This is a genomic window from Paenibacillus ottowii (genome assembly GCF_006874425.1).
Classification (GTDB): domain Bacteria; phylum Bacillota; class Bacilli; order Paenibacillales; family Paenibacillaceae; genus Paenibacillus; species Paenibacillus ottowii.
Genome location: NZ_VIJZ01000008.1, coordinates 142389 through 168591 on the forward strand (window position 1 = coordinate 142389; position 26203 = coordinate 168591).

The 26203-nt window shown below is 47.4% G+C and carries 25 protein-coding genes and 1 other annotated feature; of the genes, 3 read left to right on the top strand and 22 right to left on the bottom strand.

Translation table 11 applies throughout. The features are described 5' to 3' along the window. The first annotated feature begins 54 nt into the window (after nt 1-54). Nucleotides 55-327, top strand: coding sequence for a 30S ribosomal protein S20 (rpsT, locus tag FKV70_RS18695; RefSeq protein WP_014282531.1), 273 nt, complete (start codon nt 55-57; stop codon nt 325-327). A gap of 83 nt (nt 328-410) precedes the next feature. Here the strand turns inward: rpsT and holA are convergent, their stop codons facing one another. From holA to FKV70_RS18725, 6 genes are all read right to left on the bottom strand, one after another. Further along, nucleotides 411-1442: a DNA polymerase III subunit delta gene (gene holA / locus FKV70_RS18700; protein ID WP_063210059.1), complete on the bottom strand. Its 1032-nt coding sequence runs from the start codon at nt 1440-1442 to the stop codon at nt 411-413. 213 nt (nt 1443-1655) lie between these two features. Beyond that, a complete protein-coding gene (locus FKV70_RS18705) occupies nt 1656-3116 on the bottom strand; it encodes a zf-HC2 domain-containing protein (protein ID WP_142613792.1) in 1461 nt (486 codons plus the stop codon). After that, nucleotides 3113-3661, bottom strand: coding sequence for an RNA polymerase sigma factor (locus FKV70_RS18710; RefSeq protein WP_063210057.1), 549 nt, complete (start codon nt 3659-3661; stop codon nt 3113-3115). The genes FKV70_RS18705 and FKV70_RS18710 overlap by 4 nt, the downstream gene beginning before the upstream one ends. A 295-nt stretch (nt 3662-3956) precedes the next feature. Further along, complete coding sequence (locus tag FKV70_RS18715) at nt 3957-6572, bottom strand: DNA internalization-related competence protein ComEC/Rec2 (protein WP_142613793.1); 2616 nt, start codon at nt 6570-6572, stop codon at nt 3957-3959. 202 nt (nt 6573-6774) lie between these two features. After that, nucleotides 6775-7293 carry a deoxycytidylate deaminase gene (locus FKV70_RS18720; protein ID WP_063210056.1) on the bottom strand — a complete coding sequence of 173 codons (519 nt, stop codon included), beginning with the start codon at nt 7291-7293 and terminating at the stop codon, nt 6775-6777. Between the two features lie 81 nt (nt 7294-7374). Continuing rightward, complete coding sequence (locus FKV70_RS18725) at nt 7375-8025, bottom strand: ComEA family DNA-binding protein (protein ID WP_142613794.1); 651 nt, start codon at nt 8023-8025, stop codon at nt 7375-7377. A 287-nt stretch (nt 8026-8312) separates the two neighbouring features. On the opposite strand from FKV70_RS18725, the gene comER reads away from it, so the two are divergent. Next, nucleotides 8313-9158 (top strand): late competence protein ComER, encoded by an 846-nt coding sequence (gene comER, locus FKV70_RS18730; RefSeq protein WP_142613795.1) that lies wholly within the window; start codon nt 8313-8315, stop codon nt 9156-9158. Here comER and leuS read toward each other — a convergent pair. The 16 genes from leuS to spoVAC form a co-directional block, all read right to left on the bottom strand. Further along, a complete protein-coding gene (leuS, locus tag FKV70_RS18735) occupies nt 9139-11577 on the bottom strand; it encodes a leucine--tRNA ligase (protein WP_142613796.1) in 2439 nt (812 codons plus the stop codon). The two genes, comER and leuS, sit on opposite strands and share 20 nt — an antisense overlap. 62 nt (nt 11578-11639) lie before the next feature. Next, nucleotides 11640-11897, bottom strand: a binding site (T-box leader). Nucleotides 11898-12042: 145 nt separating this feature from the next. Further along, the gene (locus FKV70_RS18740) at nt 12043-12816 is read right to left on the bottom strand and encodes a class I SAM-dependent DNA methyltransferase (protein WP_142613797.1); all 774 of its coding nucleotides are present in this window, start codon (nt 12814-12816) and stop codon (nt 12043-12045) included. 3 nt (nt 12817-12819) lie between these two features. Then, nucleotides 12820-13728 (bottom strand): CvfB family protein, encoded by a 909-nt coding sequence (locus FKV70_RS18745; RefSeq protein ID WP_142613798.1) that lies wholly within the window; start codon nt 13726-13728, stop codon nt 12820-12822. Next, on the bottom strand, nt 13725-14072 hold the full coding sequence (gene rsfS / locus FKV70_RS18750) for a ribosome silencing factor (RefSeq protein WP_142613799.1): 348 nt from the start codon (nt 14070-14072) through the stop codon (nt 13725-13727). The genes FKV70_RS18745 and rsfS overlap by 4 nt, the downstream gene beginning before the upstream one ends. After that, a complete protein-coding gene (gene yqeK / locus FKV70_RS18755; protein ID WP_142613800.1) occupies nt 14069-14665 on the bottom strand; it encodes a bis(5'-nucleosyl)-tetraphosphatase (symmetrical) YqeK in 597 nt (198 codons plus the stop codon). The genes rsfS and yqeK overlap by 4 nt, the downstream gene beginning before the upstream one ends. Next, the gene (gene nadD / locus FKV70_RS18760; RefSeq protein WP_142613801.1) at nt 14649-15239 is read right to left on the bottom strand and encodes a nicotinate-nucleotide adenylyltransferase; all 591 of its coding nucleotides are present in this window, start codon (nt 15237-15239) and stop codon (nt 14649-14651) included. Before nadD ends, yqeK begins: the two co-directional genes overlap by 17 nt. 17 nt (nt 15240-15256) lie before the next feature. After that, nucleotides 15257-15553 (bottom strand): ribosome assembly RNA-binding protein YhbY, encoded by a 297-nt coding sequence (gene yhbY, locus FKV70_RS18765; RefSeq protein WP_013372202.1) that lies wholly within the window; start codon nt 15551-15553, stop codon nt 15257-15259. Between the two features lie 67 nt (nt 15554-15620). Beyond that, nucleotides 15621-16490 carry a shikimate dehydrogenase gene (aroE, locus tag FKV70_RS18770; protein ID WP_142613802.1) on the bottom strand — a complete coding sequence of 290 codons (870 nt, stop codon included), beginning with the start codon at nt 16488-16490 and terminating at the stop codon, nt 15621-15623. Nucleotides 16491-16595: 105 nt separating this feature from the next. After that, a complete protein-coding gene (gene yqeH / locus FKV70_RS18775) occupies nt 16596-17723 on the bottom strand; it encodes a ribosome biogenesis GTPase YqeH (protein WP_063210046.1) in 1128 nt (375 codons plus the stop codon). Beyond that, nucleotides 17716-18246, bottom strand: a complete 531-nt coding sequence (locus FKV70_RS18780) for a YqeG family HAD IIIA-type phosphatase (RefSeq protein WP_013372205.1) — start codon at nt 18244-18246, stop codon at nt 17716-17718. Before FKV70_RS18780 ends, yqeH begins: the two co-directional genes overlap by 8 nt. Nucleotides 18247-18389: 143 nt before the next feature. Further along, nucleotides 18390-20636: a transglutaminase TgpA family protein gene (locus FKV70_RS18785; protein WP_142613803.1), complete on the bottom strand. Its 2247-nt coding sequence runs from the start codon at nt 20634-20636 to the stop codon at nt 18390-18392. Continuing rightward, complete coding sequence (locus FKV70_RS18790) at nt 20633-21880, bottom strand: DUF58 domain-containing protein (protein ID WP_142613804.1); 1248 nt, start codon at nt 21878-21880, stop codon at nt 20633-20635. Before FKV70_RS18790 ends, FKV70_RS18785 begins: the two co-directional genes overlap by 4 nt. A gap of 3 nt (nt 21881-21883) precedes the next feature. Then, nucleotides 21884-22843 (bottom strand): AAA family ATPase, encoded by a 960-nt coding sequence (locus tag FKV70_RS18795; RefSeq protein ID WP_142613805.1) that lies wholly within the window; start codon nt 22841-22843, stop codon nt 21884-21886. Between the two features lie 215 nt (nt 22844-23058). Beyond that, a complete protein-coding gene (gene spoVAE, locus FKV70_RS18800; protein ID WP_063210042.1) occupies nt 23059-23415 on the bottom strand; it encodes a stage V sporulation protein AE in 357 nt (118 codons plus the stop codon). Next, on the bottom strand, nt 23412-24434 hold the full coding sequence (gene spoVAD / locus FKV70_RS18805; protein WP_063210041.1) for a stage V sporulation protein AD: 1023 nt from the start codon (nt 24432-24434) through the stop codon (nt 23412-23414). The genes spoVAE and spoVAD overlap by 4 nt, the downstream gene beginning before the upstream one ends. Next, nucleotides 24431-24937, bottom strand: coding sequence for a stage V sporulation protein AC (gene spoVAC / locus FKV70_RS18810; RefSeq protein WP_063210040.1), 507 nt, complete (start codon nt 24935-24937; stop codon nt 24431-24433). The genes spoVAD and spoVAC overlap by 4 nt, the downstream gene beginning before the upstream one ends. Before the next feature lie 185 nt (nt 24938-25122). Between spoVAC and FKV70_RS18815 the strand changes: the two genes are divergently transcribed. Then, nucleotides 25123-26202, top strand: coding sequence for a M42 family metallopeptidase (locus FKV70_RS18815; RefSeq protein ID WP_063210039.1), 1080 nt, complete (start codon nt 25123-25125; stop codon nt 26200-26202). Nucleotide 26203: the final 1 nt, after the last annotated feature.

Genomic DNA, 26203 nt, shown 5'->3' on the forward strand with positions numbered 1-26203 from the left:
TAAGTTGTGAAACGTTTGTGTTCATAAGTAATGCCTTTACAGGAGGTGAATGTAATGCCAAACATCAAATCCGCTATCAAACGCGTTAAAACTAGCGACAAACGCCGTGCGTTGAACGCTTCCCAAAAATCTGCGCTTCGTACAGCAGTAAAAGCTGCCGATACAGCGTTGGTAAATAACGAAGCTGAAACTGCTGCTGCTGCTTTCAAAGTAGCTTCCCAAAAGCTGGACAAGGCTGTAACTAAAGGTTTGATCCACAAAAATGCAGCTGCTCGCAAGAAATCCCGCTTGGCGAAAAAACTTAACGCTCTTACAGCTCAAGCGTAAGCAAGAGCTACTTTCATACGTTAATGAAAAAATCCTGACCAGCCTTGGCTGATCAGGATTTTTTAGTTTATAACTTTATGGGACTAGATTGAAGCACCCGCTCCCATTTTCATCAAAAATAGTTCCAGCCCCAATACCTTGTCAACGACACCTGTCTTCATATGATAGTCTAGCTCGCCCAGCTCATAGAGAAGCTGGCGCAGTTGCTCAGGACGGAAACGCCGTGCTTGGTCCCCTGCAACTTTCACCCCATAAGGATGCAAGCTGAGCTGACTCGCAATTTGTTGCTGTGAATAGCTTTGACCTGCCAGCTCTTTGACCTGCAACATAATGCGAAACTGTCGGGTGATCAAAGCTGCGATCTTGATTGGTTCCTCTTTTTGCTTAAGCAACTCATAAAAAATACTAAGCGCCTTATCCAACCGCAAATTAGCCAGATCCTCAACCATCGCAAATACGTTCTGCTCTGTATTACGAGGCACAAGGGACTCAATGTCAGCGGACGAGATCGTTCCCTGTGCTCCTGCGTACAAGCACAGCTTATCGATCTCGGCAGCCAAGGATTGAAGCCCAGTACCCGTGAATTGTATGAGTCTCTCAGCCGCCCCTGCTGCCAATTGCACTTCTCTTTCTGCTGCACGCTTATGGACCCAAGCCACAAGATCATCTCCACCCATAGGAGCAAAGGCAATAACGGAAGCATCACTTTTCAGTTTCTTGACAATCTTTTTCCGTTCATCCAACTTTTCAGCCTGAACCGTAAAAACGATGACACTATAGTCAGTCGGGTTATCCATATAAGTCAACAGCGTCTCAAGACGGTGCTCTATTTTGTTGTTATCTTTGCCTGCTGCAAATACACTGGTATCCCGTACAATAATCAGCTTCTTCGGCACCAGAAAAGGCGCTGTTTCCGCGTCCTCCACAACCACCTCAATTGGCGTCTCGGTTAAATCATAAGAAATAATGGCGAAGTCACGATGTTCCTCCTCCACCACCTTCTCTTTTAACAGATCGACAAACTGCTTCATTTGATATTTTTCATTACCGTATAGCAGATACACTGGCGAGATATCGCCTTTGCGAATAGCCTTAGAGGCCGTTTTTACATCCATTTTCCGTTCCCCCCACCCACTGATCGTACCTGACATCCGACCAGAAGGCAAGTCAAGGCACAAACAAAGGGACCCCGCCCTTAGGCAGAATCCCTTCACCACCATCTATATCAACACGGCAGCAGAAAGCTCTAGAAACTTTCGGCCGTCGGGATACGACGTCGGTTCATATAGTTTATTCTCTGTTTCTAAAAGTGTGCCAACTTACGGAAATTATTTTCCAGTGCTGCGCGGGACGGTGTACGTATATTTACTTGCAGTCCCATCCTGCTCTGTTTCATACATAAAGGTCTGGCTGTCATCTGACCAGCTTCCTTTGACCCAGGCACCCTTCAGAGTACGGACTTCCAGTGTTGTTCGGTCTACACCGTTATCGGAGAGCTTATATACTTTCAGCTTTTTACCCTCAATAGCCACCGCATAGCTACCATCTGGCGAGTTGAGCTGATCTGTAGATGTGGACTGAGCACCATAGGTGGAAGCATTATTGCTGTCTGGAGAGACCAGCGAATTGGATACAAAGCCTTCTCTGCGAACCGAGTCTTGTGACACGGATGATTGCTGATCATCAGAAGCTGTATTGCTGCTATCCGCTCCTAAGGAGCTCCCTGCATCCTTGGTAGCACTTTTGGAAGTCGTGTCTTTCGATGTTTCATTTGAAGCAATTCGACTCTGTACCTTCAATTCCTGACTAAGCGACGAAGATGCGTCATTTGTACTTGTATTATCGCTATTATCGTTCTGAGCGGTATCTGTGCCCGCTAGAGGCGCCTTTTCCATTTTTGGTTCCAATTGTTCATTAGGAGCAATCGTGGCTTGATCAGATTCCTTCTGATTTAACCGTTGATCATCAGATTTAGGAGCATCTGCGGACGTCTTTTCCTTTGTCATCTGACGATCGGCGTTTGGTTGTCCCTGTTTCACATCCTGACGGGAAGAATGTCTAGTTGGTACAGACTTTGTTGAAGGTTCCTCGCCAGCTTGCTGATCATCAGACTTCCCAGCATCCTGTTTGGAAGGATCGTTTTCATCAGCATTGTTTGCTCCCTGTTTGTCGAGGTCAGGTTCTTTGTCCACAGGTGTCTGAAACGGCTCCGTTCCTTGTCCTTGTTCAGACGGTTGATTGGTCGAATCCGATCCAATAGCTGCGTCAGGCCCTCCACTCCCATTGGTTGTACCTGGAATTCCCGCCTGGTTCTGTTGGCTCGTTACCTCGGGCGATTGGGATGTAAGCATGCCTTCCGCATCCTGTACTGTTTTAGGCTCGAAGTTGAATACTACAATCCCTAGTACAACGGCTGCGGCAGCCACGCCCATGGCTGCACGGCCTCCCACCCGGTTCCACCAAGGCACAGGTCGAGTACGTTGTCTAGGCTCCGTTCCAAGCACAGGATCAACAGCCACAGGCTGCATTTCCTGAAGCGCGCTTCCCTGTTCTTCACGTGCGCGGTCAATGGCATCAAGCTGAGGCATGATGGAATCCACCAGGCTGAACGCCGGGGAAACCGCAGGCAATTCCTCCAGCTCGCGAGAGAGTGTCTGAAGAATATGAAATTTTTCCGCACAGTCCGGGCATGTCGCAATATGGTTCATTAATTGGGATGTCTCTTCTTCGCCCAGTTCATGATCCACATAACGCTGCATCCAATCCATCACCTCTTCTCCACACTTCATCCTGATACACCACCTTTCTGATATTCCTGAAGTAGCCCTTGCAATTGCTGTCTTGCACGATACAAGTATGACTTGACCGTATTTAGCGGCAAATCCAGAGAATCGGCAATCTCGTTGTAAGAGAAATCCTGCAAATATCTCAGGACAATTACCGTCCGGTGGTGTTCCGGAAGCCGTTGTATAGCCTCGCGAACATCTTGTGCCATGTAAGAGGTTAACACCTCAACCTCCACATTTTGGGGGTCGTTAAATACCATGTCATGCTCGTCAATGGAAACCGATGGCTTTGTTCTTCTGAATTTGTCAATGCATATGTTCGTTACAATGCGTTGGACCCAGGTTTTAAACTGCGCTTTTTCCTCATAAGAGTTAATTTTGGAATATATCCGTATGAGGGCTTCTTGTGAAGCATCCATGGCGTCCTGCTCATTATTTAGAATGTAATATGCCGTACGGTACACATGTTGTTCTATCTCTCTTAATAGGGTAATGAGAGCGTCGCGATCGCCCGATTGAGCGGCTCGAATGAGTCCCTGCTCTACCACAAAGGATCCCCCTCTCCCTGCAATATTACAGACGTATCCTGTTTACAAATTGTTGCAGAATAGACGTCTGACGCTGATTTTATTTTTTTCAACAAAAAAATTATAACAAAATGCCCAGAATCCCCATTGTATCCTCCCTTAGAATAACAGAAAAAGGGAAGGTAGTCACCTTCCCTCAGTCCCGTATCTTCTGATACTCAGCAGCAGGTAGCCAGTTTTCAAAATAAAGCCTATGAAACTTAGATTTAGAGTTCTAAGTGACTTGACACCCAAGGCAAAAAATAATAATCAAAAATTATTTTGTATCTCTTTGTTCACGTTTGCGTTGATACCGCACACTCAGCTTTCCTTGCTGCACACGAATCTGTACCTCCCCCATGGTGTCTGTTCGATATATGGCAGAATCAACTTCCGCCAAACGTTCCAATACCGCTTTATTCGGATGTCCATAAGTATTGCTTGCACCAACTGAAATGACGGCTACTCTCGGCTGCCAGTAGGACAACCACTCTTCCGAGGTGGAATACTTGCTGCCGTGATGTGCTACTTTCATAACATCTATAGCTTTCCTTGCAGCTCCTGGTGTTTCCTGAGCTTTCACCCCGGATGAGGAATGGGTTAATTCAGAAAGCAATAGCGACTCTGCAGCGTCATCCATATCTCCTGTGAACAAAAAGGAAGCCCCCTCCATCTCTAAAATCATGGCAACGGAATAATGATTTTGTTCTTTTATAACAGGCAACTGTGCAGATTCGTTCTCCTCCAGCTTAAACGGATAGAGAAAGCGAATTTTTGTTTCCGGATCTAGTTCCCACTCCATGCTATGATGTGCACCATACAGCTTGATTCGCTTGTCCAAAGCTGTGCTCAACAACTTCCGGAATGGGGCTTTTTCTGTTAGGGTGCCGTTAAAAAACAAAGTGGATACGGGAATTTGGTCAAGTACAGCTTGTAGTCCTCCAGCATGATCATGATCTCCATGCGTCAAAATGACGGCGTCCAGCCGATGAACCCCGCGTTGCTTTAGCAAAGGGACAATTGTATCCGCACCTACATCGTAGGGATCTGTGCGCTTGCGCCAAGCGTTTTTCCCTGTTGCAAAGTCCATTGTCCCCCCGCCATCCACCAATATATGCTTCCCGCCCGGAGTTGTAATTAAAATGCTATCACCTTGGCCCACATCCAGATATTGAACAACTCCTGTGCCTCTTTCATCCGGAGATTGGTATCCTATACATAGTATTCCTAACCAGACAATACCACTTAAGGCCAGTGCCATATAACGATATCCATTCCACTGTTGATGCGCAAATTTCCCTGCGCCCTCAGGTTCATGAGCTGTTTGCAAAACCGCCGCCCACTCGGCAGAAGCCGCTAGTCCTGTATGCACGGGCGATGTTGTGGGGTTAGAGCTTACTACGATGGAAATGTCGTCCGTTTGTCTTCGGGATGTCAACCACGTTTTAAGCCAGTATAGAACACTGTACAGAGCAGCGTAATACGCCATAACCCACAGAATAGAAGAAGACGGCCAAATGCTCACATAAGCATCATCCGCATTCAGCCATTTAACAAGCCAAAACGTTAGATCGTTCAATTTCTCTGCCGGCCACGCAAGGATACGAGCTCCAGCCCCCCACAAAAAGGCCATTCCCATTGCCACCGTACCCAGTGGAAGCACGATATATGTAATTAGGGGAACAAGTACAAAATTAGCCGCAAATGATAATAGCGAAAATTGATTAAAGTAGAATACCGTCATTGGAAACGAAACGAGCTGTGCCGTGATGGTAATCGCAACTTCACCACCGATCAGAAGGGGCCATTTGGTGAAAAACGGCTTCATAAGCGGCATATAAATGAGCAACCCACCTGTCACCAGAAAGGAAAGTTGAAAGCTGACGCTAAGCATGTAGTATGGATTCCATAGCAGCATAAGCAACGCAGATATACTTAAAATATTAAGTCCATCTTTGAGCAACCCTCGTCGGGCTGCAAACAAGCCGATCATCGCCATAATGCCTGCTCGTACAACTGAGGGAGAAGCACCTGTCAGCAGAACATAAGCTGGAATGAGTACCATTACAATCGTAAGGGAGGTCTCGCGGCTAACTCGTAACAACTTGAGTAAATATAATAACGTGGCCGCATATACCGCTACATGCATACCTGATATCGCCAATATATGCGTTAAACCAAGCTGCGTAAATTCGTTATACGTTGCTGGGTCCAGTTCATCTGTAACCCCAAGTACCAGACCTTTCATATATCCTGCATGATGAAGTGATGTAAAAGCATCCTCCATTTTTTGACCTAGCTGCTCTCTAAGCTGATCATTCCATCTGAATAATGTGTAGCGGTTCCACAGTGGAGCCTCCTGCCTCTGTAATGAGGTGGCTCCAGCCCCCTTGAAAAGCCAGTGAATTTCCTGCGTGTGCAGATATTCACTGTAATCAAAGCTACCAAAGTTCCCCGCTTTCGCTGGTGCCTTTAAGCTGCCGTGCAGCAGGATTGCATCCCCACGCTGCCATGCCGCCGCAAGTTGCTGTTCCTGCTTCGCGGCCAATTTGATATGAACAATGACTTGTTCAGAAATATGGTTTTCAACCTTATTCGAATGACTTCCAACGTGATGGATTGAAGTAACTCTCATCACAAACTGCGCACGATCCCCATCAATCTCAACTTCTGAAGCAATAAACCCTGCTGCTTGTAAAGGCATGTCCTCTATGACAGAAGATGATACATGAAGAGCATCAGGAATACTGCTTACATTATGCGTATCATGCCAAAACCAATGAAATCCACCACCGCTTAAAGCAATCCATAACAATACCATTTGTCGAATGGGAATTTTCATTAATAGAGCTATAAGTGGAAAAAGCAGGCTAACCCCCGTCCACAGCAACAAAAGCATACGTCCTGAATACAGACAGGCTCCCGCACTTCCTATAATCCAACAAACAGTGAGGCTTAATATAGGCCTAGTAAATACACGTTGGGCTTGAATACAATCACCTTCCATTAGCAAAAACATTGCTTTCTGTCCAGAACACAAACAAAAAAAGAACCCCCGACAACAGCATTGTCAGAGGTTCTTCCTCGTTTATTATTTAATCCTTCACATCCATTAGCGTTTCCTGTGGTGGATGATAAGTCTCCAGCATGCGAAAGGCGATTCCCTTTTCCTCCATCATAGCACGAACCTTATCGGCATCTTTTAGATAAGGTCGGTGATATACAATCTCCACTATGCCGCTGTTCGCCAACATATTGGCACATGTCCAGCAAGGCTGGTCAGTGACATATACTGAGGAGCCTTCACGGTCGATCCGGTCAGTAAACAGCAATAGGTTCTGCTCCGCATGAATAGTGCGAACACAACGCTGCTTTTTAACCATCTCCTCCCGTCCGTCACGATGAACGACCTCATATTCCTCCGAGATCATACAGCCTGCCTCAGAACAGTCAGGCACTCCGGATGGAGCGCCATTATAGGCCGTCCCTAACAGCTTTTTACCTTGTACAAGTACGGCCCCAACACGACGCCGCGCGCAGCGTGAACGGGTAGATACCATATAGGCAATATCCATGAAATAGGTGTCCCAGTCCTTACGTACATCTGCACTCATTTCCATCTCTCCCGAATAAACAAGTTAAACGTAAAACATACCGTTATAGCCACTCTCAAAGCCACACCGTAAACTTATAAGTTATAAGCTGACATACGGCTTCATTTTCGCTAACATCTTAGCTCCGATTCCTTTTACATGATCCAAATCATTCACACGTTTAAACAGGCCATGCTGATTACGATAGTTCAAAATAGCCTCGGCCTTTTTAGCCCCAACCCCCGGTAGCTCCATTAAGTCGGCAGCAGTCGCCGTGTTAATGTTTACCTTTTTTTCACCGGAAACGGATGGAATAACCGAATCATTCGCCATACTTGTCCTACTCGTCGTTGCAGCCTTTGAACTGGCAACAGCAGTGTCTGATCTTGAATCAGCAATATCTGACTGCTCTACAGCACTTGAATTTCCCGTCGTAGAGTTTTCACTTCTAGCAGTAGCAGATACACCAGTAGAACGCTGCTTAGTATCGTGCTTCACATTGTCATCAGCTTCGACATTCCCACTGCGCTCAGCTTGGTCAGAAGACTCTTTTACAACATGCCTTCCTTGGACATAATCTTTGCTGTGCTGCGATTCCATTGGCTCCGACTCCATCACTAATGTCTGCTCCACCTTATGGTTAAGCAAACTCCACTCTTCTTGGGGCTCAGTGCGCTGCCCTCCGGCAAACAAAATAAGTCCACTTCCGATTACAGCAAGCGTGATTGCTGTTCCTGTCCATACGCGTTTCATTTTTCGTATCTTCCCCTACTCCACATGGATTTCGGGAATTTGAGCCGACTGAAAGTACCGCCCCAATCAAACAGAGGAAATCTGCTCAATTCCCGTCAAACCGGAGGTTACAAGCACCTCCATACGGTATCGCTGTGAGTATTTATACAAAGAATGGTATGGTCCCGGGCACGGTCTATCATGCTCACACATAAAATGGGGCATGTTGGCCAAGACCAAGTGCATACACTAAGAAGAATGACAGCACAGCGTCTATACCGCAAAGTATGAAAGGAGGACGTTGAACAATGAAAGTGGGATTTATCGGGACTGGCAGCATGGGAAGTCTGCTAATTGAATCTTTTATTCATTCGAATGCACTCAAACCACAGCAAATATTAGCAAGCAACCGAACGTATTCCAAGGTAGCCGAGCTAGCCCTTCGTTATCCAGGTTTGCATGCAGCCCAAAGCAACCGTGAGACGGCAGCGGAAAGCGATATCCTGTTTATCTGCGTGAAGCCGCTGGAATCAAAAACCGTAACGGATGAAATACGCAACGTCATTACAGAAGAGCACATTGTCGTGTCTATCACAAGTCCAGTGCAGATCCGTATTTTGGAGCATGCCTTGAAAGCCAAAGTGTCCAAAATTATTCCGAGTATCACTCACCAGGTCGGAAGCGGAGCCTCACTATGCATCCATGGAAGCCGGATTACAGAGGAGGATCGCTCCCTTCTTGAAGAGCTTATGTCCCACATCAGCAGGCCGATTCAGGTTAAAGAGTCTCATACACGGATCACATCGGATTTTTCGAGCTGCGGTCCTGCTTTCTTGGCCTTTTTTATGGACCAGTGGATTCAAGCCGCAGTTCAAGCTACGGGTATAGACCGTACAGAACTATGTGCTTTGGCCGGTGAAATGATCATCGGTACTGGAAAGCTGCTCACTGAAGGCGGGATGACACCAGCCGAGTTACAAGCAAGAGTAGCGGTTCCCGGAGGTATAACCGCCGAAGCTCTCGCATTGTTGGATATCAGCCTGCATAGTGTCTTCCCTGAGCTAATACGAGCCACGCACAACAAGTATGAAGAGGACATGCAAAAGATAGATGTCTCTTTCGGCTTAAAACCAATTAACCGGCAACAATATTAACCAGCTTACCCGGTACAGCAATTACCTTGCGAACTGTTTTACCAGCCAGCGCCTCCTGAATGCTGTCCAGCGACAATGCAAATGCTTCCATAGCTTTGGCATCAAGATCTTTAGCAATCGTTGCACGCTGTACAATTTTACCATTCATCTGAATGACAATTTCCACTTCAGCGTCCACCGTCCATGCTTCATCATAAGCAGGCCAAGCCGCGTAGGTAATGCTTTCGTTGTGTCCCAGCAGCTGCCACAGTTCCTCGGCTAGATGCGGTGCAAGCGGCGACAGCATTTGCACGAAGTTTTCCATCGCTGCACGCGGCAGAAGGTCTGCTTTGTATGCGTCATTTGTAAAGATCATCAGTTGGCTGATCGCTGTATTGAAACGCAATGCATCTAGGTCTTCGGTTACCTTTTTCAGCGTTTTATGCCAAGTTCGTTTGAACTCGTCACTACCGCTGTCATTTTTAATTTTTTCGTTCAGGCTGCCATCCTCGGAAACAAACAGGCGCCATACGCGGGACAGGAAACGATGCGCTCCCTCAACCCCATTTTCATTCCATGGCTTGGTCGCTTCCAGCGGTCCCATAAACATTTCATAAATACGCAGCGTATCGGCGCCAAACGTATTTACAATATCGTCAGGATTGATGACATTACCACGTGATTTGCTCATTTTTTCATTGTTGTTGCCCAAAATCATGCCCTGGTTGACTAGCTTATAAAAAGGCTCTTTCGTTTCCACTACGCCGATATCATACAGCACCTTGTGCCAGAAACGGGCATACAGCAAGTGAAGAACCGCATGTTCTGCTCCGCCAATATACAAATCAACAGGCATCCATTCGCGCTGTTTCTCTTTGGATACAAGCTCTTTATCATTTTTCGGATCAATAAAGCGCAGGTAGTACCAGCAGCTTCCTGCCCATTGCGGCATCGTATTTGTCTCGCGACGTGCTTTCATACCTGTCTCAGGATCAACGGTTTCTACCCAATCTGTCGCATTCGCCAGCGGGGATTCACCCGTACCAGAAGGCTTGATATTCTCCATCTCTGGCAGTACAAGCGGCAGTTGATCCTCAGGAACTGTTTTGATCGTTCCATCTTCCAGATGAATTACTGGAATCGGCTCGCCCCAATAGCGTTGGCGGCTGAACAGCCAGTCACGCAGACGGTAGGTTACTTTTCCTTGTCCCTTACCCTCAGCTTCGAGCCATTCGATCATTTTCGGAATAGCTTCCTCATTGGTAAGCCCATTCAGCAGGCCTGAATTGACATGCGGGCCATCCTCAGTGTATGGCTCTTTGTCCACATCTCCACCTTGAACGACCTCAGTGATTTTCAATCCGAACTTTTTGGCAAATTCCCAGTCACGTGTATCATGCCCCGGTACAGCCATGATTGCACCTGTTCCGTAGCCTGCCAGTACATAGTCTGCGATCCAGATTGGCAGCTTTTCACCGTTCACCGGATTCACGGCGTAAGCTCCTGTAAATACGCCTGTTTTATCTTTGGCCAGATCCGTACGCTCCAGATCGCTTTTACGAGCAGCTTGTTCACGATACTGTTGCACAGCGTCCTTTTGCTCAGGTGTAGTAATCATATCGACCAATTCCTGCTCTGGAGCCAGCACACAGTAGCTTGCGCCGAACAATGTATCTGGACGAGTTGTAAATACAGTGAGTTGCTCGTCATAGCCTTCAATTGTGAAATGAACCTCTGCCCCGGTAGACTTACCAATCCAGTTCCGCTGCATATCTTTAATACTCTCGGACCAGTCCAGTTCCTCCAGATCGTCAAGCAGACGATCCGCGTATTCCGTAATTTTCAGCATCCATTGACGCATTGGTTTGCGGATAACCGGATGACCGCCACGCTCACTCTTACCGTCAATTACTTCTTCATTCGCCAGTACTGTTCCCAGTGCTGGACACCAGTTTACAGGCACTTCAGCTACATAAGCGAGACCGCGCTTGTACAGCTGGATGAAAATCCACTGTGTCCACTTGTAATAATCAGGATCCGTTGTGCTAATTTCACGGTCCCAGTCATATGAAAAGCCAAGTGATTTGATTTGACGGCGGAAGTTGTTTACGTTCTTCACCGTAATTTCGCGCGGGTGCTCACCTGTATCCAGCGCATGCTGCTCAGCAGGCAGACCGAAGGCGTCCCAACCCATCGGATGCAGCACGTTGTAGCCGCGCATTCTTTTATAACGCGAAACAATATCTGTAGCTGTGTATCCCTCCGGGTGGCCTACATGCAGACCAGCTCCAGATGGGTACGGAAACATATCCAAAGCATAAAACTTCGGTTTGCCCGGCTCTTCCCCAGTGCGGAACGTCTTGTTCTCATCCCAATATTTCTGCCATTTTGGTTCAATACTTTGCGGTTGATAGCCGTGCTTCGGCTGTGTGTCTGTCATTGTCTTTTTCCTCCTCAAACGGTATGCAACAAAAAAACCTCTGCATCCCGTAGCGTGTCAGCGCTAGGGACGAGAGGTTATATTCCCGTGGTACCACCCTAGTTAGCAGAAAGCGTTCTTCGCGTTCTACTCCCTTTGCACCTGATAACGGAGGTGATCCGATGCGTGTTAATAACAGGAAGCCAACACTTATATAGTGCTTTCCTGCGTTGGGCGCATATCTCCGAGGCGAGTTCGCTTTGCACTGTCAACCGGCTTGCACCACCCGCCGGCTCTCTACATGTCCAGACAAAACTACTATTCCTCATCAGCGATTGTTTAACCGTTAATAATGGCACTATTATATTGAAAACCACGAAAAAAGTCAAATAAGGCACTGTAAAGTGAATATATGAATGCAAAAAGACGCCCTTCATGTCTTCATGAAAAGCGTCTTTCTTTTTATATTAGCCAAATGAATCCTAGCTATTTTACAGCGATATAAAACAGTCTCGCCGCGTCATCTTCTGCTTCTACCCATTCAAAATCCGCATATACCTTTACATCGCGAAAACCCGCTTTGGACAATTCTGCCTTCATCCAGTCTGGATCGTAAGCCCGCTGTACATGAATTTCCTCAAAACGCTGGTACAGATCACGACCTTCTTGTTCTGCTTTCGCAAAAATACTGAGATGATGTTCAATTTCACAACGTGGAGTGTCCAACGCACATGTCCAAATATACGAGATGGAGCGTTCATCCAATACGAATGGTTGTTCTTCATCATAACGCAAAAATGTCTGGGGATGATGCACATCAAATAGAAAGGTTCCACCAGGCTTCAGACCAGCATACGTTCTACGAAAAGTAGAAATGATATCTTCTTCCTCAAGTAAATAATTCAGGCAATCGCAAAAAGAAATGACAGAATCCACAGGCTCCGGTAAAATCCACTCCCGCATATCCTGTTGTATCCAGCGAACGCTTCCCTCACGAAACAAGCGCTGTCCCTGAGGAGAGTTTTCCATTTTGCGACGGGCTACTGCCAGCATGTCTGAGGATAAATCGATGCCAGCTACCTCAAAACCCGAGTTAACCAGTGGAATCGTAATTGAGCCCGTACCGCAGCCCAGTTCGGCCACTGTATGTGGCATACCGTATTGGTCCCAAGCCTGCCGTGCAAAGCGCAACCAGTCAGGATACGGCATGTCCTGCATAAGCTCATCGTACACATAAGCAAACTTACGGTAAGACGCCATCTTTTATTCCCCATTCCCGTCCTTCGGTTTAGGCATTTTCTCCACGAGGTAAGTCCAGTTTTCCTTCTGTGTAACCAGTCCATCCTTCATCAACTTGCCCATCGCACGCTTGAAGGCGGATTTACTGATACCAAACCGTTGCTTGATAATATCCGGCGGCGTCGCGTCAGAATATGGCATGCCCCCACCTGGACGTTCCTTCAAAAAGGCAATCAACCGATCCGCATCCTCATTACGGCCTACTTCCTTGCGTGGCGCCATCGCCAGATTGACCCGGCCATCTTCGCGAACAAGCGTGACCCGAACCTTAACCTCCTCGCCCAAGCGAAGCATACGGTTACGTTCCGAGGAATGAATCATTCCTATTGCACCAAAACCAAGCACACCACCGTCCACCAGGACGAATGTGCCCATCTGAAGCGGCTTGTATACCGTCGCCTGCACCCACGTATTGAGCCATGAACTAGGAGCATGAAAGCACAATGGAGCCAGTTCCTGCTCCCCTGCCAGCTTGGCTCGCAGTCTGCCTTGTTTGTCATGCTCCATAATGGCATACACATAGTCACCCACACGAGGATGCAGATCCCGGTTTTCAGGCAACTCACGAATCGGCAGCAAAAGTTGACGCCCCAATCCCATCTCCAGGAAACAGCCCAAACGCGGATGCACGTCAGCCACCTCAAGCTTGGCCATTTCACCCAGAGACAAAAACGGCTTTTTCATAGTTGCAGCCAAACGGTCCTCTGTATCGTGGAAAATAAATACCTCTAACCGTTCGCCCACCTCGATTTCACGAGTCAGCTCCGTATAGTGCAACAGCACATCCTGCTCACCGACGGTAAGAAAGTAGCCGAAAGGAGATACCTCACGATCCACCATAATGGTGACATAAGTACCAGCGATCAAACTCATACTTTCTCCACAACCTTAGCATCCGACCAGAGTCGTTCAATGTTATAATATTCGCGTTCGTCACGATGGAAGACATGCACTACAACGTCCCCCAGATCCATTAGAACCCAGCGAGCGGAATCCATCCCTTCGATTCCTTTGATGGTTACACCTTCGTCATGAGCGCGTTTGCGAATTTCAGTTACAATGGCCTGTACTTGTGTGTCCGAATTACCGTGGCAAATTACAAAATAATCCACTACCAGCGATACTCCGCGCAAATCCAGTGCGACAACATTCATTGCCTTTTTATCATTAGCGGCCTCAACCGCCGTTTGCATTAATTTCTCATTTGTTAGGGTCATTCATGAACCTCCATTTTTTTCTGTTTTAGCTGTTGAATCAAGTCATTGCGTGACAAGACCGTCAGCGGGAAAATAACCTTTTGCTTCTCCAGCAACAATGAAATGGTAGAATCAAATCCAGCGATAAGGCCCTGCTCTAAGCTTTTATTTGCCTGCTTACGGATGTGTTCAACCCCAGGAAAATCCCGCCCCGGTTCAATGTAATCAGCCAGACACACGACTTTGTCCAGCAAGCTCATACCAACGCGTCCTGACGTATGCCAGCGGATCGCATTCCTTATTTCCGGATCATCCACTCCGTAATCCCTTGCTGCAACGCAGTACCCCACCTCTGAATGCCAGAGCTGCTTGTCATGCTTCAATAGCTCCTGATCACATTCAGGATGGCTTCGAATTACTTCTTCCATCTGCTGAACAGGCCAATATTTCGCTACATCATGCAAAATAGCCGCCAGTTCCGCCTTATCCGGATCTGCCCCATAGCGCTTCGCAAGCTCCACAGAGGTATGCATCACACCCAGTGTATGTTTCCAGCGTTTTTCAGGCATCTGGCCAGATACGGCTTCCATTAGCCGCTCACGGCTGTACTTCATACAAACCGCCCCTTGTAATATAGTCATGTACACGATCAGGCACAAGATAACGAATAGTGCGCCCTTCTGCAGCACGCTCCCGAATATCCGTCGAAGAAATATCCACCCCTGGCATATCCGCCAGCAGCACCTTGTCCTGCAAATAATGTGGCAACTCATTCAGTGCAAGCTGGAACCCCGGTCGCCGAACCCCAATAAAACGAATCCGCTGCGCCAATTCCTCGATTCCCTGCCAATGAGGCAAGTAGTTCACCATATCCGCACCAATGATAAAATAAAAATCTACAGCAGGATGCAGCTCCTGGAGCTTCTTGATCGTGTCAATGGTATAGGATACCCCTCCGCGAAGCACCTCAATATCCAGCACTTCAAAAGCAGGATGACCCGCTACCGCTTCACTCGTCATCTCCAAACGCTCTTTGCCGCTTGCCCCCGCTTGATGCTTGTGCGGAGGAATATGAGAAGGCATAAACCATACTTGATCCAGCCCATAGGCATCTCTTGCCGCTTCCCCAGCCAGCAGATGTCCGATATGAATCGGATCAAATGTACCACCCATAATACCGATTTTCATAATTTTCTCCCCGCGTATTATCCTCTAGGCAATTCGATTTGCTTATGATCACGAGATTCCTTGTACAAAATAATGGTGCTTCCAATCAGCTGCACAAGCTCTGAACCCGTTTCTGCTGCCAGTTCTTCCGCAATTTCATGCTTGTCGTCCAAACAGTTGTTCAAAATTTGCACTTTCATCAGCTCACGCTTTTCAATCGCATCGTTGATGTGACGCATAAGGTGCTCATTGGTACCATTTTTACCTACTTGAAAAACCGGGTCCAAATGATGCGCCATCGAGCGCAGATATCTTTTTTGTTTACCTGTTAACATGTATATTTAACCCCTTCGTCGCCACATATACAATGCGGCATTTCCATAATTTTAAAGTATAATCCACTTACGACAGGCTGCTCAGCACCGCCGCTCTCATTGGGTCTACTGCAGGAGCTACGCCCGTAAAATACTCAAAAGCCACTGCCCCCTGATACACAAACATGCCCAAGCCTCCATGTACAGTGCAGCCGCGCTGTTCACGGCTTTCTCGTAAAAGTCTCGTTTCCAGCGGGTTGTAGATTAAATCACTCACAATAATCCCCTCTGGAATCAGACCCGTTTCCACTGGAAGCTCATCCGATAAAGGAGACATTCCGACCGAGGTTGTATTAATCAACACATCTACTGCAGTGAGCACACTCTTGGCATCCTCGTTGGAATAGCCCGTGACTGGAATTGCCTCTGTCGTCCACTCCAGTGCCAGCTGTTCAGCTTTGTCACGTGTTCGGTTCAGAATGATAACCGATTCAGGCTGTTCCTCCAATAGGGAATGAATTACGCCACGGGCGGCCCCACCGGCTCCGAGAACGGCAATTTTTGCGCCTTTTAACTCGACAGAAGTCTCTTCCTTGAGGGAACGCACGTAGCCAATTCCGTCCGTGTTATAGCCCTTGAGTCGTCCATTGTCATTCACTATCGTATTAACAGCGCCGATGAGCCGAGCCCCTTCATCAATCTCATCCAGATATTTCATAATCTCGACTTTATGGGGAATTGTTACATTGACTCCACGGAAACGCAAGGCACGAATCCCCTTCACGGCATCTTCCAGTTGGTCCGGCGTGACATGAAGAGGTACAAAATCCCCTTCAATCCCCGCTGCCTGTAAGGCTACTTTATGCATAAGAGGCGATTTGGAGTGCTTGATCGGATCACCCAATACGCCCAATAGTACAAGATCTCGTTCGGTTGTTCCAGACTCCCCGCTGTTCATCGTTGCTCTCCCCCATATTGCAAAATATTAGGCCGCTCAAATACATGAATGGCGGCAGGAACCAATATGTGTTCCTTGCCGCCCTATAACTTGGTTACCGCATTGTTAAATCAACGCAGGCCGCAAAAGCACACGGACTCCCCGAGGAGCATGAACCGCTACCAGAGCTCCGTTCTCGCTATTCACTCTAATCCATCCCAAACCGGATATATAAATGTCCGATGGAGACTTGCGTGGAACACGGAACTCATGTCTTGTCCACTCTGGCATCTCTGCCAATTGATCACGTGTTGGCGGAGACAATAACTCCCCAGCATGATCAGCGAACAGTTGATCAGCCCGTTCTAGCTTGGTGCGATGTATTTTAAGACCACTGTTAATGTAGCAGGTAAAAGATTGATGCTGACCATCTACAAAATCGAATCGGGCCATTCCTCCGAAAAACAGTGTTTGCCCGGAATCCAACTGATATGCTGCAGGCTTCAAGGGTTTGTCAGGCATAATGGAGCTCAAATCCTGACGGGAGACAATTTCACTAAATCGCCAAGGGTATACAATACCCGGAGTATCAATAATGTGCTTGCCGTCGTCAAGCGGGATATTCACCATATCGAGTGTAGTCCCAGGGTAACGGGACGTGGTGAGTTCCTGCTCCATATCACTGTAATCGCGAATCAGGCGGTTAATCAGCGTGGATTTGCCTACATTTGTGGCACCAACCACATATACATCGCGGTTACCACGCAATTCGGATACCACATCCAGCAGACGGTCAAAGCCCTGATTTTTTTTAGCTGAGCACAATACGATTTCTTCCGTGCGTAGCCCTTGCTCCTTCGCCTGCTTTTGTACCCAGTTACGTACCTTGTTCCAATTTGTCACCTTGGGCAACAAATCGGTCTTATTGACTGCCAGTACAACCGGATTGGAACCTACAAAACGCTGTAAGCCGGAAATCAAGCTGCCTTCAAAGTCAAAAATATCTACAATGTGGATAACAAGCGCATCCTTGTCCCCAATCTGACTAAGCAGCTTCAAGAATTCATCCTGATCTACCGTCACCGAAGAGGTTTCATTATAGTTTTTGATCCGGAAGCAGCGCTGGCAAATAACCGGTTCGCGAGTTAATAATTTCTCAGGAATATATCCCGGAAGGTCCGGACTAGTGGTCTGCATGGTGATACCGCAGCCACTACATTTGACGGCAGTTCCGCCGTCAGGTCTTTCAGTCATTCTTCTTTTCCTCCTCAAGCCATAAGCCTTTCTTACGCAACCTTGTGAGCGCGATTCGCTCTAACCGTCGATTAAATCGGGTCATGACTCCTTCATCATGAATGGAGATCGGCAGCACCAAAACGGTATGCAAACCCATTCGGTTGCCTCCCAATACGTCCGTCAACATTTGATCCCCGACCATAATAGTCTCTTCCGGAGTAAGTCCCATCATACGTATAGCTCTGCGAAAGGACGAGTTAGATGGTTTCCGGGCGGCATGTATAAATTCAATGTCCAAAGGCGTAGCAAACACGGATACACGGTCCATATTGTTATTAGACACGATGACAAGCTTAAAACCCGCCTGTTTGACCTTTTCAAACCAGGCCACCAGCTCGGGAGTTGCGTTCGGCGCTTTCGCACCGACCAGCGTGTTATCCAGATCCGTAATAATGCCGCGATATCCTTGAGCATACAAGCCTTCAAGATCAATATCAAAGACGGTATTCACCCGTAATTTGGGCATCAGCATTTCAAACAACGTCGGTCACCTCAGTTTCATACGACAAACTATACCATATTACTATGGCTTAGTAAAAAGCTATCCGCAACAAACGGACAGCTTTTTACTAAACTTATAGATTAAGATGAAAAATTACACTGCTCGAACTTAATAAAAATAAACTAGCCTTCATTCTTCTGATCAGACTTTGCTTTACGTCCAGTCCATCGTTTTATCCATGATTCCTTCTGCAACAGGAAAGCTTGCTGACGAACAGTGCGCCAATCCTCCGCGGTTACCGACGAAGGACTATAACGCGCCTGTTCAAAACATCCGAGCAAATGATGTAAAATCGCAGCGCGTTCCGGTGTTTCTTGTGACCACCTGTCGACTGATTCCCTCAGCGTCTCATGGCTGGCACGGACAAAGCCCTTTTTTCGCATATACCGTAACCAGTGTTCCGTTTCGACGACCACCTTTTCATCGGGAGTCAGCGGCTTACCTGTACGTAAACGCAGTAGATAAAAGTGAATGTCTGCCCGGTTACGCCAGATGATATAAGCAGCCCATAATAGAAGAATGGCAACAGCAGAGCCTATGATTACAGGATGAATCTCAAAGCTTTCCCCTGGGTTCATCTGCGGGGTTTGCTCAGGCTGCTCTGGTTCTGGCTGATCTTTGACCGCTGGGGCTTCTGGAGTCTTTGAATCCTCCTGCTCCGTAAGCAGTGGCATGTCAAAGCCAGGTGTAGCCTCTACAGGAATCCAGCCATATTCGCCTAAATATACCTCTGCCCAGGAATGAGCGTCTGCGTTTGTCACGGAGTAAGAGGACATGTTTTCGTCACCATTGCCCGCAGCTGCATCATCGGAAAACGTCTGCTGGCCAGGAGCATACCCTTTGACCCAACGGGCTGGAACCCCAACGGAGCGAGCCATTACGACTAATGAAGTGGAGTAATAATCGCAATAACCCTCCCGAATCTCAAACAGAAAAGCATCCACGAAATCCCTGCTTCTTTTCCGTGAAAGATCCGGATTGTTCGTATATGCATAATTTTGCTGTAGGTACTGCTGTAGCAATCCGACTTTTTCATACGGCGTTTTGGCCGTTGCCGTTACATTGCGAGCCAAATCACGAACCCGCTGCGGCAACTCCTTTGGAATTTGCAAGTAGGCTTCCTGTTTGTTTTTTCCATACAACTCATTAAAACTTTTTCTACGCAGCTCTTTCTCAGGGATCACGGGAACATGCGATACCAAAGTATACGTTTTAGGATAAGCAGTTCTTCGAGAGGATGGATTCCAAAGAAGTTCTGCCTGTTTCGGGTTCCAATGCAACCCGTTGGCCCGTGAATCTCTATCTACCGATTGAACACGATTCACCGAATAAGCGCCAAACAGAACAGGGTAGCTCTGATCATTTTGCATTGTAATGGTCTGTACGACCTGCTCAGTGGAATGCTTCGTTTCTTGTGCGTTTTCAAGCTCTGCGGTCATCGACACCTCATTTGGTGCTGGATCATCGTTGCCCACGTCACTCCAGCCTGTACCGGAGTAGGTTCGTTTCGTTTCTCCTCGCCAATAGCTTCGCTGATTAGTTGTGATGGTCATGACAGGTGAATAATCAAAATTAAAGCCTCCACCCAATCGATTATCCTGGCGACTATAACCCGATGCAGTGTTCATCCGCTGATTCAGTACCCCAGCTCCATTGGTGGTTCCTGCGGTGGTTGAGCTAGTGCGCTGGGTCCACGCTGTATAGGGGTCCGTCAAAGCAGGCTGCACCTCGGGCATATTCACACCAGCCATAATAATGAGCGCAAAAATGACAGCAATATTAGCCGCAATTTTATACGGATAACGCCGAATCTGCTTCCATCCTTGAGGATAATGCTGACGAAAATACTGCAAATGCTGTGTCACTAGCCATCCCATACCAGCAAAGACAATCCAGGCAACCTCCTCCCACAACACAGTTGGTGTGAAGGAATCAAGCACCGCCAGAGCTGCAATATTGATGCCCACAAAAACCAGAATCCGCTGCTTCGTGGTAACGATAAGCGGGACCATCTCAATAACTAGCCAAGCAATGAGGGAAAACCAAACATAAGGAGACATGTTAGATATAAATTGGTCTAGACGATTGGCCACCCCACCAAAAGGGATAATAATGGAGTAAGACACCAATGTCCGATACAAAATAAAAAATAGGGTTACTGCCTTAACGACAAATTCTATCCATGGACGGAATGGTAGTAAAATCTTCACCAGCGCCAGCATGGTAATGGTCATCAGTACAAGTGCCCTTGTCTCTTCCAGCCATAATTCGGAAGCAAAAGACACCCATTGCATAGCAATAATAATAATCCATAAGAAAGTAAAGGCGGGGGCCCAGGAGCTCTTTAACGATTGTAACCAGCTTTTCATTGTGTCCCTCCCCCCATTACAGCCGGAAGCTCTTCGAGGCTCTCAACATCGTAGCCCTTAATTCCCCTTGCTCGAAGCATACTCATCCATTTTTCAGCTTCTCCCTCGGCAGAGCCTTCCCCAATATAGACGTGGCACGGGGTCATCCCCCGTGTATCGGCCCAGCGAAGAAGTTCCAGCGCCTGCTGATCCTTCAGCGGACTAATCAGTATAAAATAACAACCTTGTGGAAACTGGCGCACACAGCTCTCTACAGCGGTCATCAAGCTGCCTTGCGAAGTGGTGTGAATGTCCACCAAGTGATGCATCATTCGTTGTCGTTCCATCATCTGCTCACTTGGCTGAAAAACGGTCCCCTTCTCTCCAGCTGTACACAGTCCGACCCCCATCCGCTCCCGTCCACCATATTCCAGCAATGAAGCGGTAGAAGATACAGCTAGTTCAAACTGATTGGCGTTTACATAATGCCTTGTTTGTACGTCCAGTACAAGCATCGTTTTGGGAACCGTTTCATGTTCAAATTCCTTGGATTTCCAGCTGCCTGTACGAGCTGTCGCATTCCAGTGGATGCGTGAAAACCGATCTCCATATACATAATCCCGCACACCATTGATTTGGGTCGTTTCACGACGTGTTCGAGTTTGAACGGTCTGCGGCCCAGACATCCTTGAGCGGCGATCATTGATCTGCCAATATGGAATGAATACCGTTCGGGGGAGCACCCGAAATTCACCACGTGCATTCAATTTGCCCTTGTGCTCCAACAGGCCAAAGATGTCCTCACTCACACATTCGGTTTCCTCAAAATAGTAACTTCCTCGTTCTAAAGCAGGGGTTTGAAAAGTAAGCTGGCCGCCCCCTTTCATACTGGGGATGACACTGTCTTCAAACGACCAAGATTCCCCTGTATGTCGCTTAAGCACCTCACGAACAATGACATAGGGTAACGGAAGAAAGCCAGGAATGCTCAAACTGAGCTTTACATGCACCTGATCTCCCGCATGCAGCAGTTCCCCGAACTCCGAGCCTTGCGAAAGCTGCCGGTGGCCCTGGACGCGACGAACTCCACTCAGACCCACCATCCATAAATAAACGATTAACAACGTAACCATAGAAAACAGCATGACCGATGTCTTTCCGCCCTGAAACAACAAATAAAGCAGGCACACCACCCATATAAATAGGATAAGCCAGATACGACTTGATAGCCGGGGAAGCCTGCGCTTCCTTTTGACCATACTCATTCCCTAAGAACGCTCCATTCGTACGGGTACATGAACTTGTCGGAGTACGGACTGCAGCACGGACTTGGCGTTGGAACTATCCAAGCGCGCTTCGGGGCGAAGCAGCAAACGATGCGTCAGCACATAAGGCGCCAGTGCCTTCACATCATCAGGCAGGACATAGTCGCGATTGTCTTGAAAAGCATATGCCTTGGCAGCCATGACAAAAGCAAGTGCAGCCCGTGGACTAGCGCCCAGCAGCACGGATGGGTGTTCTCTTGTTGCTCGTACGATATCAAGTAAATAGGAAGTCACCGCTTCATCCATATAGATATCTCTGATTTCCTGCTGGATGTCAGCAATCTGTTCCATATGCGCTACAGCCTCCAGACGGTCTGCTGGCTGGCCCGCCTGATGATGAAGCAGCATGTTTCGCTCCGTCTCCAAATCAGGATAGCCTAAGCTGATTTTGAGCATAAATCGATCTAATTGCGCTTCCGGCAGCATATAAGTGCCTTCAAAATCAATCGGATTTTGAGTGGCACACAACATAAATGGATGAGGCAACATATGAGTGTCCCCATCCACCGTCACACTTCGTTCCTCCATAACCTCCAGCAAAGCCGACTGGGTTTTCGTCGTGGCGCGGTTAATTTCGTCTGCCAGCAAAATGTTAGTCATCACAGGACCCGGACGGAAATAAAAACGCTCGTCCCGTGGATGAAATATAGATACGCCTGTAATATCGCTCGGTAGAATATCAGGGTTACATTGAACACGGCGATAATCACCACGCATGGATTTAGCGAGAGCCTTGATCATTTGCGTTTTCCCCGTACCCGGAACGTCCTCGATCAGAATGTGTCCACCTGCCAGCATAGCTGTAAGCAGTAATTTTATTTCAAAGGATTTACCTAATATGCATGATTCTAAATTAGAACGGATTGCAGATACAATCTGCACAGATTCTTGACGCACGGGCATAACTCTGTGAACCTCCTAGATAGCAACATGTTTCCTATTATTGTACATGAAGGCGGACACAGAGTACACTTAACTCCCTGCCCATATTATTCAAGCTCCATCTGTTCGCGTACGTACCTGTTTTGGTACAGCCAAAAAAACCCTTCGATTTATAAAATCCGAAGGGTTCACGTATACAATATATTTTACTTTTGTCATATTCAAAGCATCTGCCTCTATATACTTCCTTTTGGACGAACAAACAAGCATGCCAGAAAAGAGAAAATAATCGCCGAGGAGATCCCTGCACTTGTTACACTAAAGATCCCTGTAATGACACCAAGCCATCCGTCCTTTTCCAATTCAGTTAATGCACCATGTACGAGTGAGTTACCAAAGCTGGTAATTGGAATCGTCGCACCCGCTCCGGCAAATTTGATAAGTGGATCATATATTCCGACAGCGTCCGCAATTGCACCTGCTACCACCAACGTACTCATTGTGTGTGCCGGAGTCATTTTGATCACATCCATCATCAGCTGACCTACGACACAAATGGCACCGCCCACTAAAAAAGCCCATAGATATATCATACTTGTCCTCCCGCTTCAAAAGCTACAGCATGTGCAATACAAGGGATGCTTTCACCCTGCTGTGTAGTCAAAGGAGATAATAACGCACCGGTTGCCACAACTAGCACCTTTTGTAATTCTCCCTTTTCGAGCCGCTTTAACAGATGCCCATAAGTTACAACAGCTGAGCATCCACAACCACTTCCCCCTGCGATAACCTTCTTTTGCTTATTGATGTCATAAATCAGTAAACCGCAATCATTAAATTCCGTCTGACTCATATCAAATCCGTCTTTTTTGAGCAGCTCCTTGGCAATCGGCAGCCCTACAGAGGCTAAATCCCCTGTTACAATAAGATCATAATATCCAGGGTCCCTGCCAGTATCCCGAAAATGAGACAAAAGCGTATCCGCCGCTGCTGGAGCCATAGCCCCGCCCATATTAAAAGGGTCTTTAATGCCCATATCTATTACACGCCCGATGGTAGCACAATCCACCACCGTTCCTGACTTGGCATGTCCTATAATGGCCGCACCTGAACCAGTAACCGTATACTGAGCCGTCGGGGGCTTTTGTGCTCCATATTCATTAGGATAGCGGAATTGTTTTTCTGCAGTACAGTTATGGCTAGTTGTGCTGGCCATTACGTAGTCGCCTGCCTCTGAATCCACAATAAGTGATGCTAAAGCCAAACTTTCCATCGACGTTGAGCAGGCACCGAAAACGCCAAGATAGGGAATAGCAAGCTTGCTAGCCGAAAATGAGCTGCTGATAATCTGATTCATCAGATCACCACTTATAAAAAATTGCACTTCCTCTTTGTTTAAATTAGCATTGATTAACGCAAGCTCTGTAGAATGCTCAATTAATCTTCGTTCCGCTTTTTCCCATGTTTTCTCATTTATTTCGATATTGTCATAAATATAATCGAAATCTGTGGACAACGGCCCCTCCCCTTCATCTGGGCCTACGACAGTTGCGCTTCCAATGATGCGCGGTCTCGACTCAAACTTCCAGGTTTGTCCTCCCTGTCTTTTCATAAGTGATTGCCCCCCACACCGAGGATCGCGTAGATCACGCCCACGATAAATGCCGCCACCACACCGAATACGACAACTGAGCCTGCCAGCTTGAACATATTGGCGCCCACTCCGAGTACCAATCCCTCGGAACGATACTCCAATGCAGATGAACACATCGAGTTCGCAAAACCTGTAATAGGTACTGCGGTTCCCGCACCTGCCCATTGGGCAATCTTATCGTAGACCCCGATGCAGGTTAATATAACTGACAACAAGATCATCATGGATGCAGTTGGTGCTGCAGCTTCTTTGGCGGAAATATGCATCCCTGCCATAAAGGCTTCCTGGATTGCCTGCCCAATCACACAGATAACCCCTCCGACCAGAAAGGCACGCACACAATTGGCAAATACGTTTCTGGAAGGTTCATGCTTTTGGGAAACACTCTGATAGTCTTTCTCATTTATGGACAACGGCGACGAATTGGTACGAAAACCGCGCTGTCCCGACTTAGCTGGCATCATTCACCACCCCTTATTCGTAAGTTCCGCGCTTTGGCGGTTCAGATTGCTTGGCTCCTTAACATTATGAGCTTTTTGGGGAAATGTTATGTCAGGAAAATGATATCGTGGACATTCCGTACAAATCCATTCATACTGAATAGATGACAACCACTGGTTAATTAATAAGGAGTGAGGTATACATCATGGAAGCAAAAACATTGGAGTTGTTTAAAACCTTAACCGAGTTCCCTTCCATCTCTGGACATGAGCGTGAGTTGCGAGCATGGGTTAAAGAACGAATATCCGGTTATACGGATGAAATCGTGCAGGACCGTTTGGGCAGTCTTTTTGGCGTGCTGCGCGGGCAAGAAAGTGGCCCCCGTGTAATGGTAGCTGGGCATCTGGACGAAGTTGGTTTTATTGTGAATGGTATTACGGAAAATGGAATGATTCGCTTCCAGCCGGTTGGAGGCTGGTGGAGCCAAGCCATCATGTCACAACGTCTTCAAGTATTGACTCCAAATGGTCCAATGATCGGTGTAGTTGGCTCTATCTCACCACACTTGCTTGATGAAGCACAACGCAGTAAGCCGATGGACATTAAGCATATGTACCTGGATATTGGCGTAGACAGCAGACAGGAAGCGCAAGATCTGGGGATCGTACCCGGAACAGCTATCGCCCCGATCTGTGATTTCACTCCACTTGCGAATCCCAAAAAAATCATGGCAAAAGCATGGGACAATCGATATGGTGTAGGCCTGGCCATTGAACTTCTGGAAGCATTACATAAGGAAAAGGATCAGCTTCCAAATACATTGTATGCAGGAGCTACGGTTCAGGAGGAAGTGGGACTGCGCGGTGCACGCACTGCTGCCAATCTGATCCAGCCGGATATTTTCTTTGCACTGGATTGCAGTGCTGCCAACGATATGGGTGGAGATCCGAATGCATACGGGCAGCTTGGCAAAGGCGCATTGTTGCGGGTATTTGATCCTGGTATGATTACACACCGCGGGATTGTGGAATATGTGCAGGATATGGCGGAAACCCACAAAATCAAGTACCAATATTTTATCTCCACAGGAGGAACGGATGCTGGTCAAGTGCACTTGAGCGGAATTGGTGTGCCATCCACCGTCATCGGCATATGTGGACGATACATCCATACATCCTCTTCCATCATTCACACGGATGATTATGATGCAGCCAAGGAGCTGATCATTAAGCTGGTTCAAAATCTAGATCGCACAACGCTGAATACCATTGTTGAGCGAGCTTAAA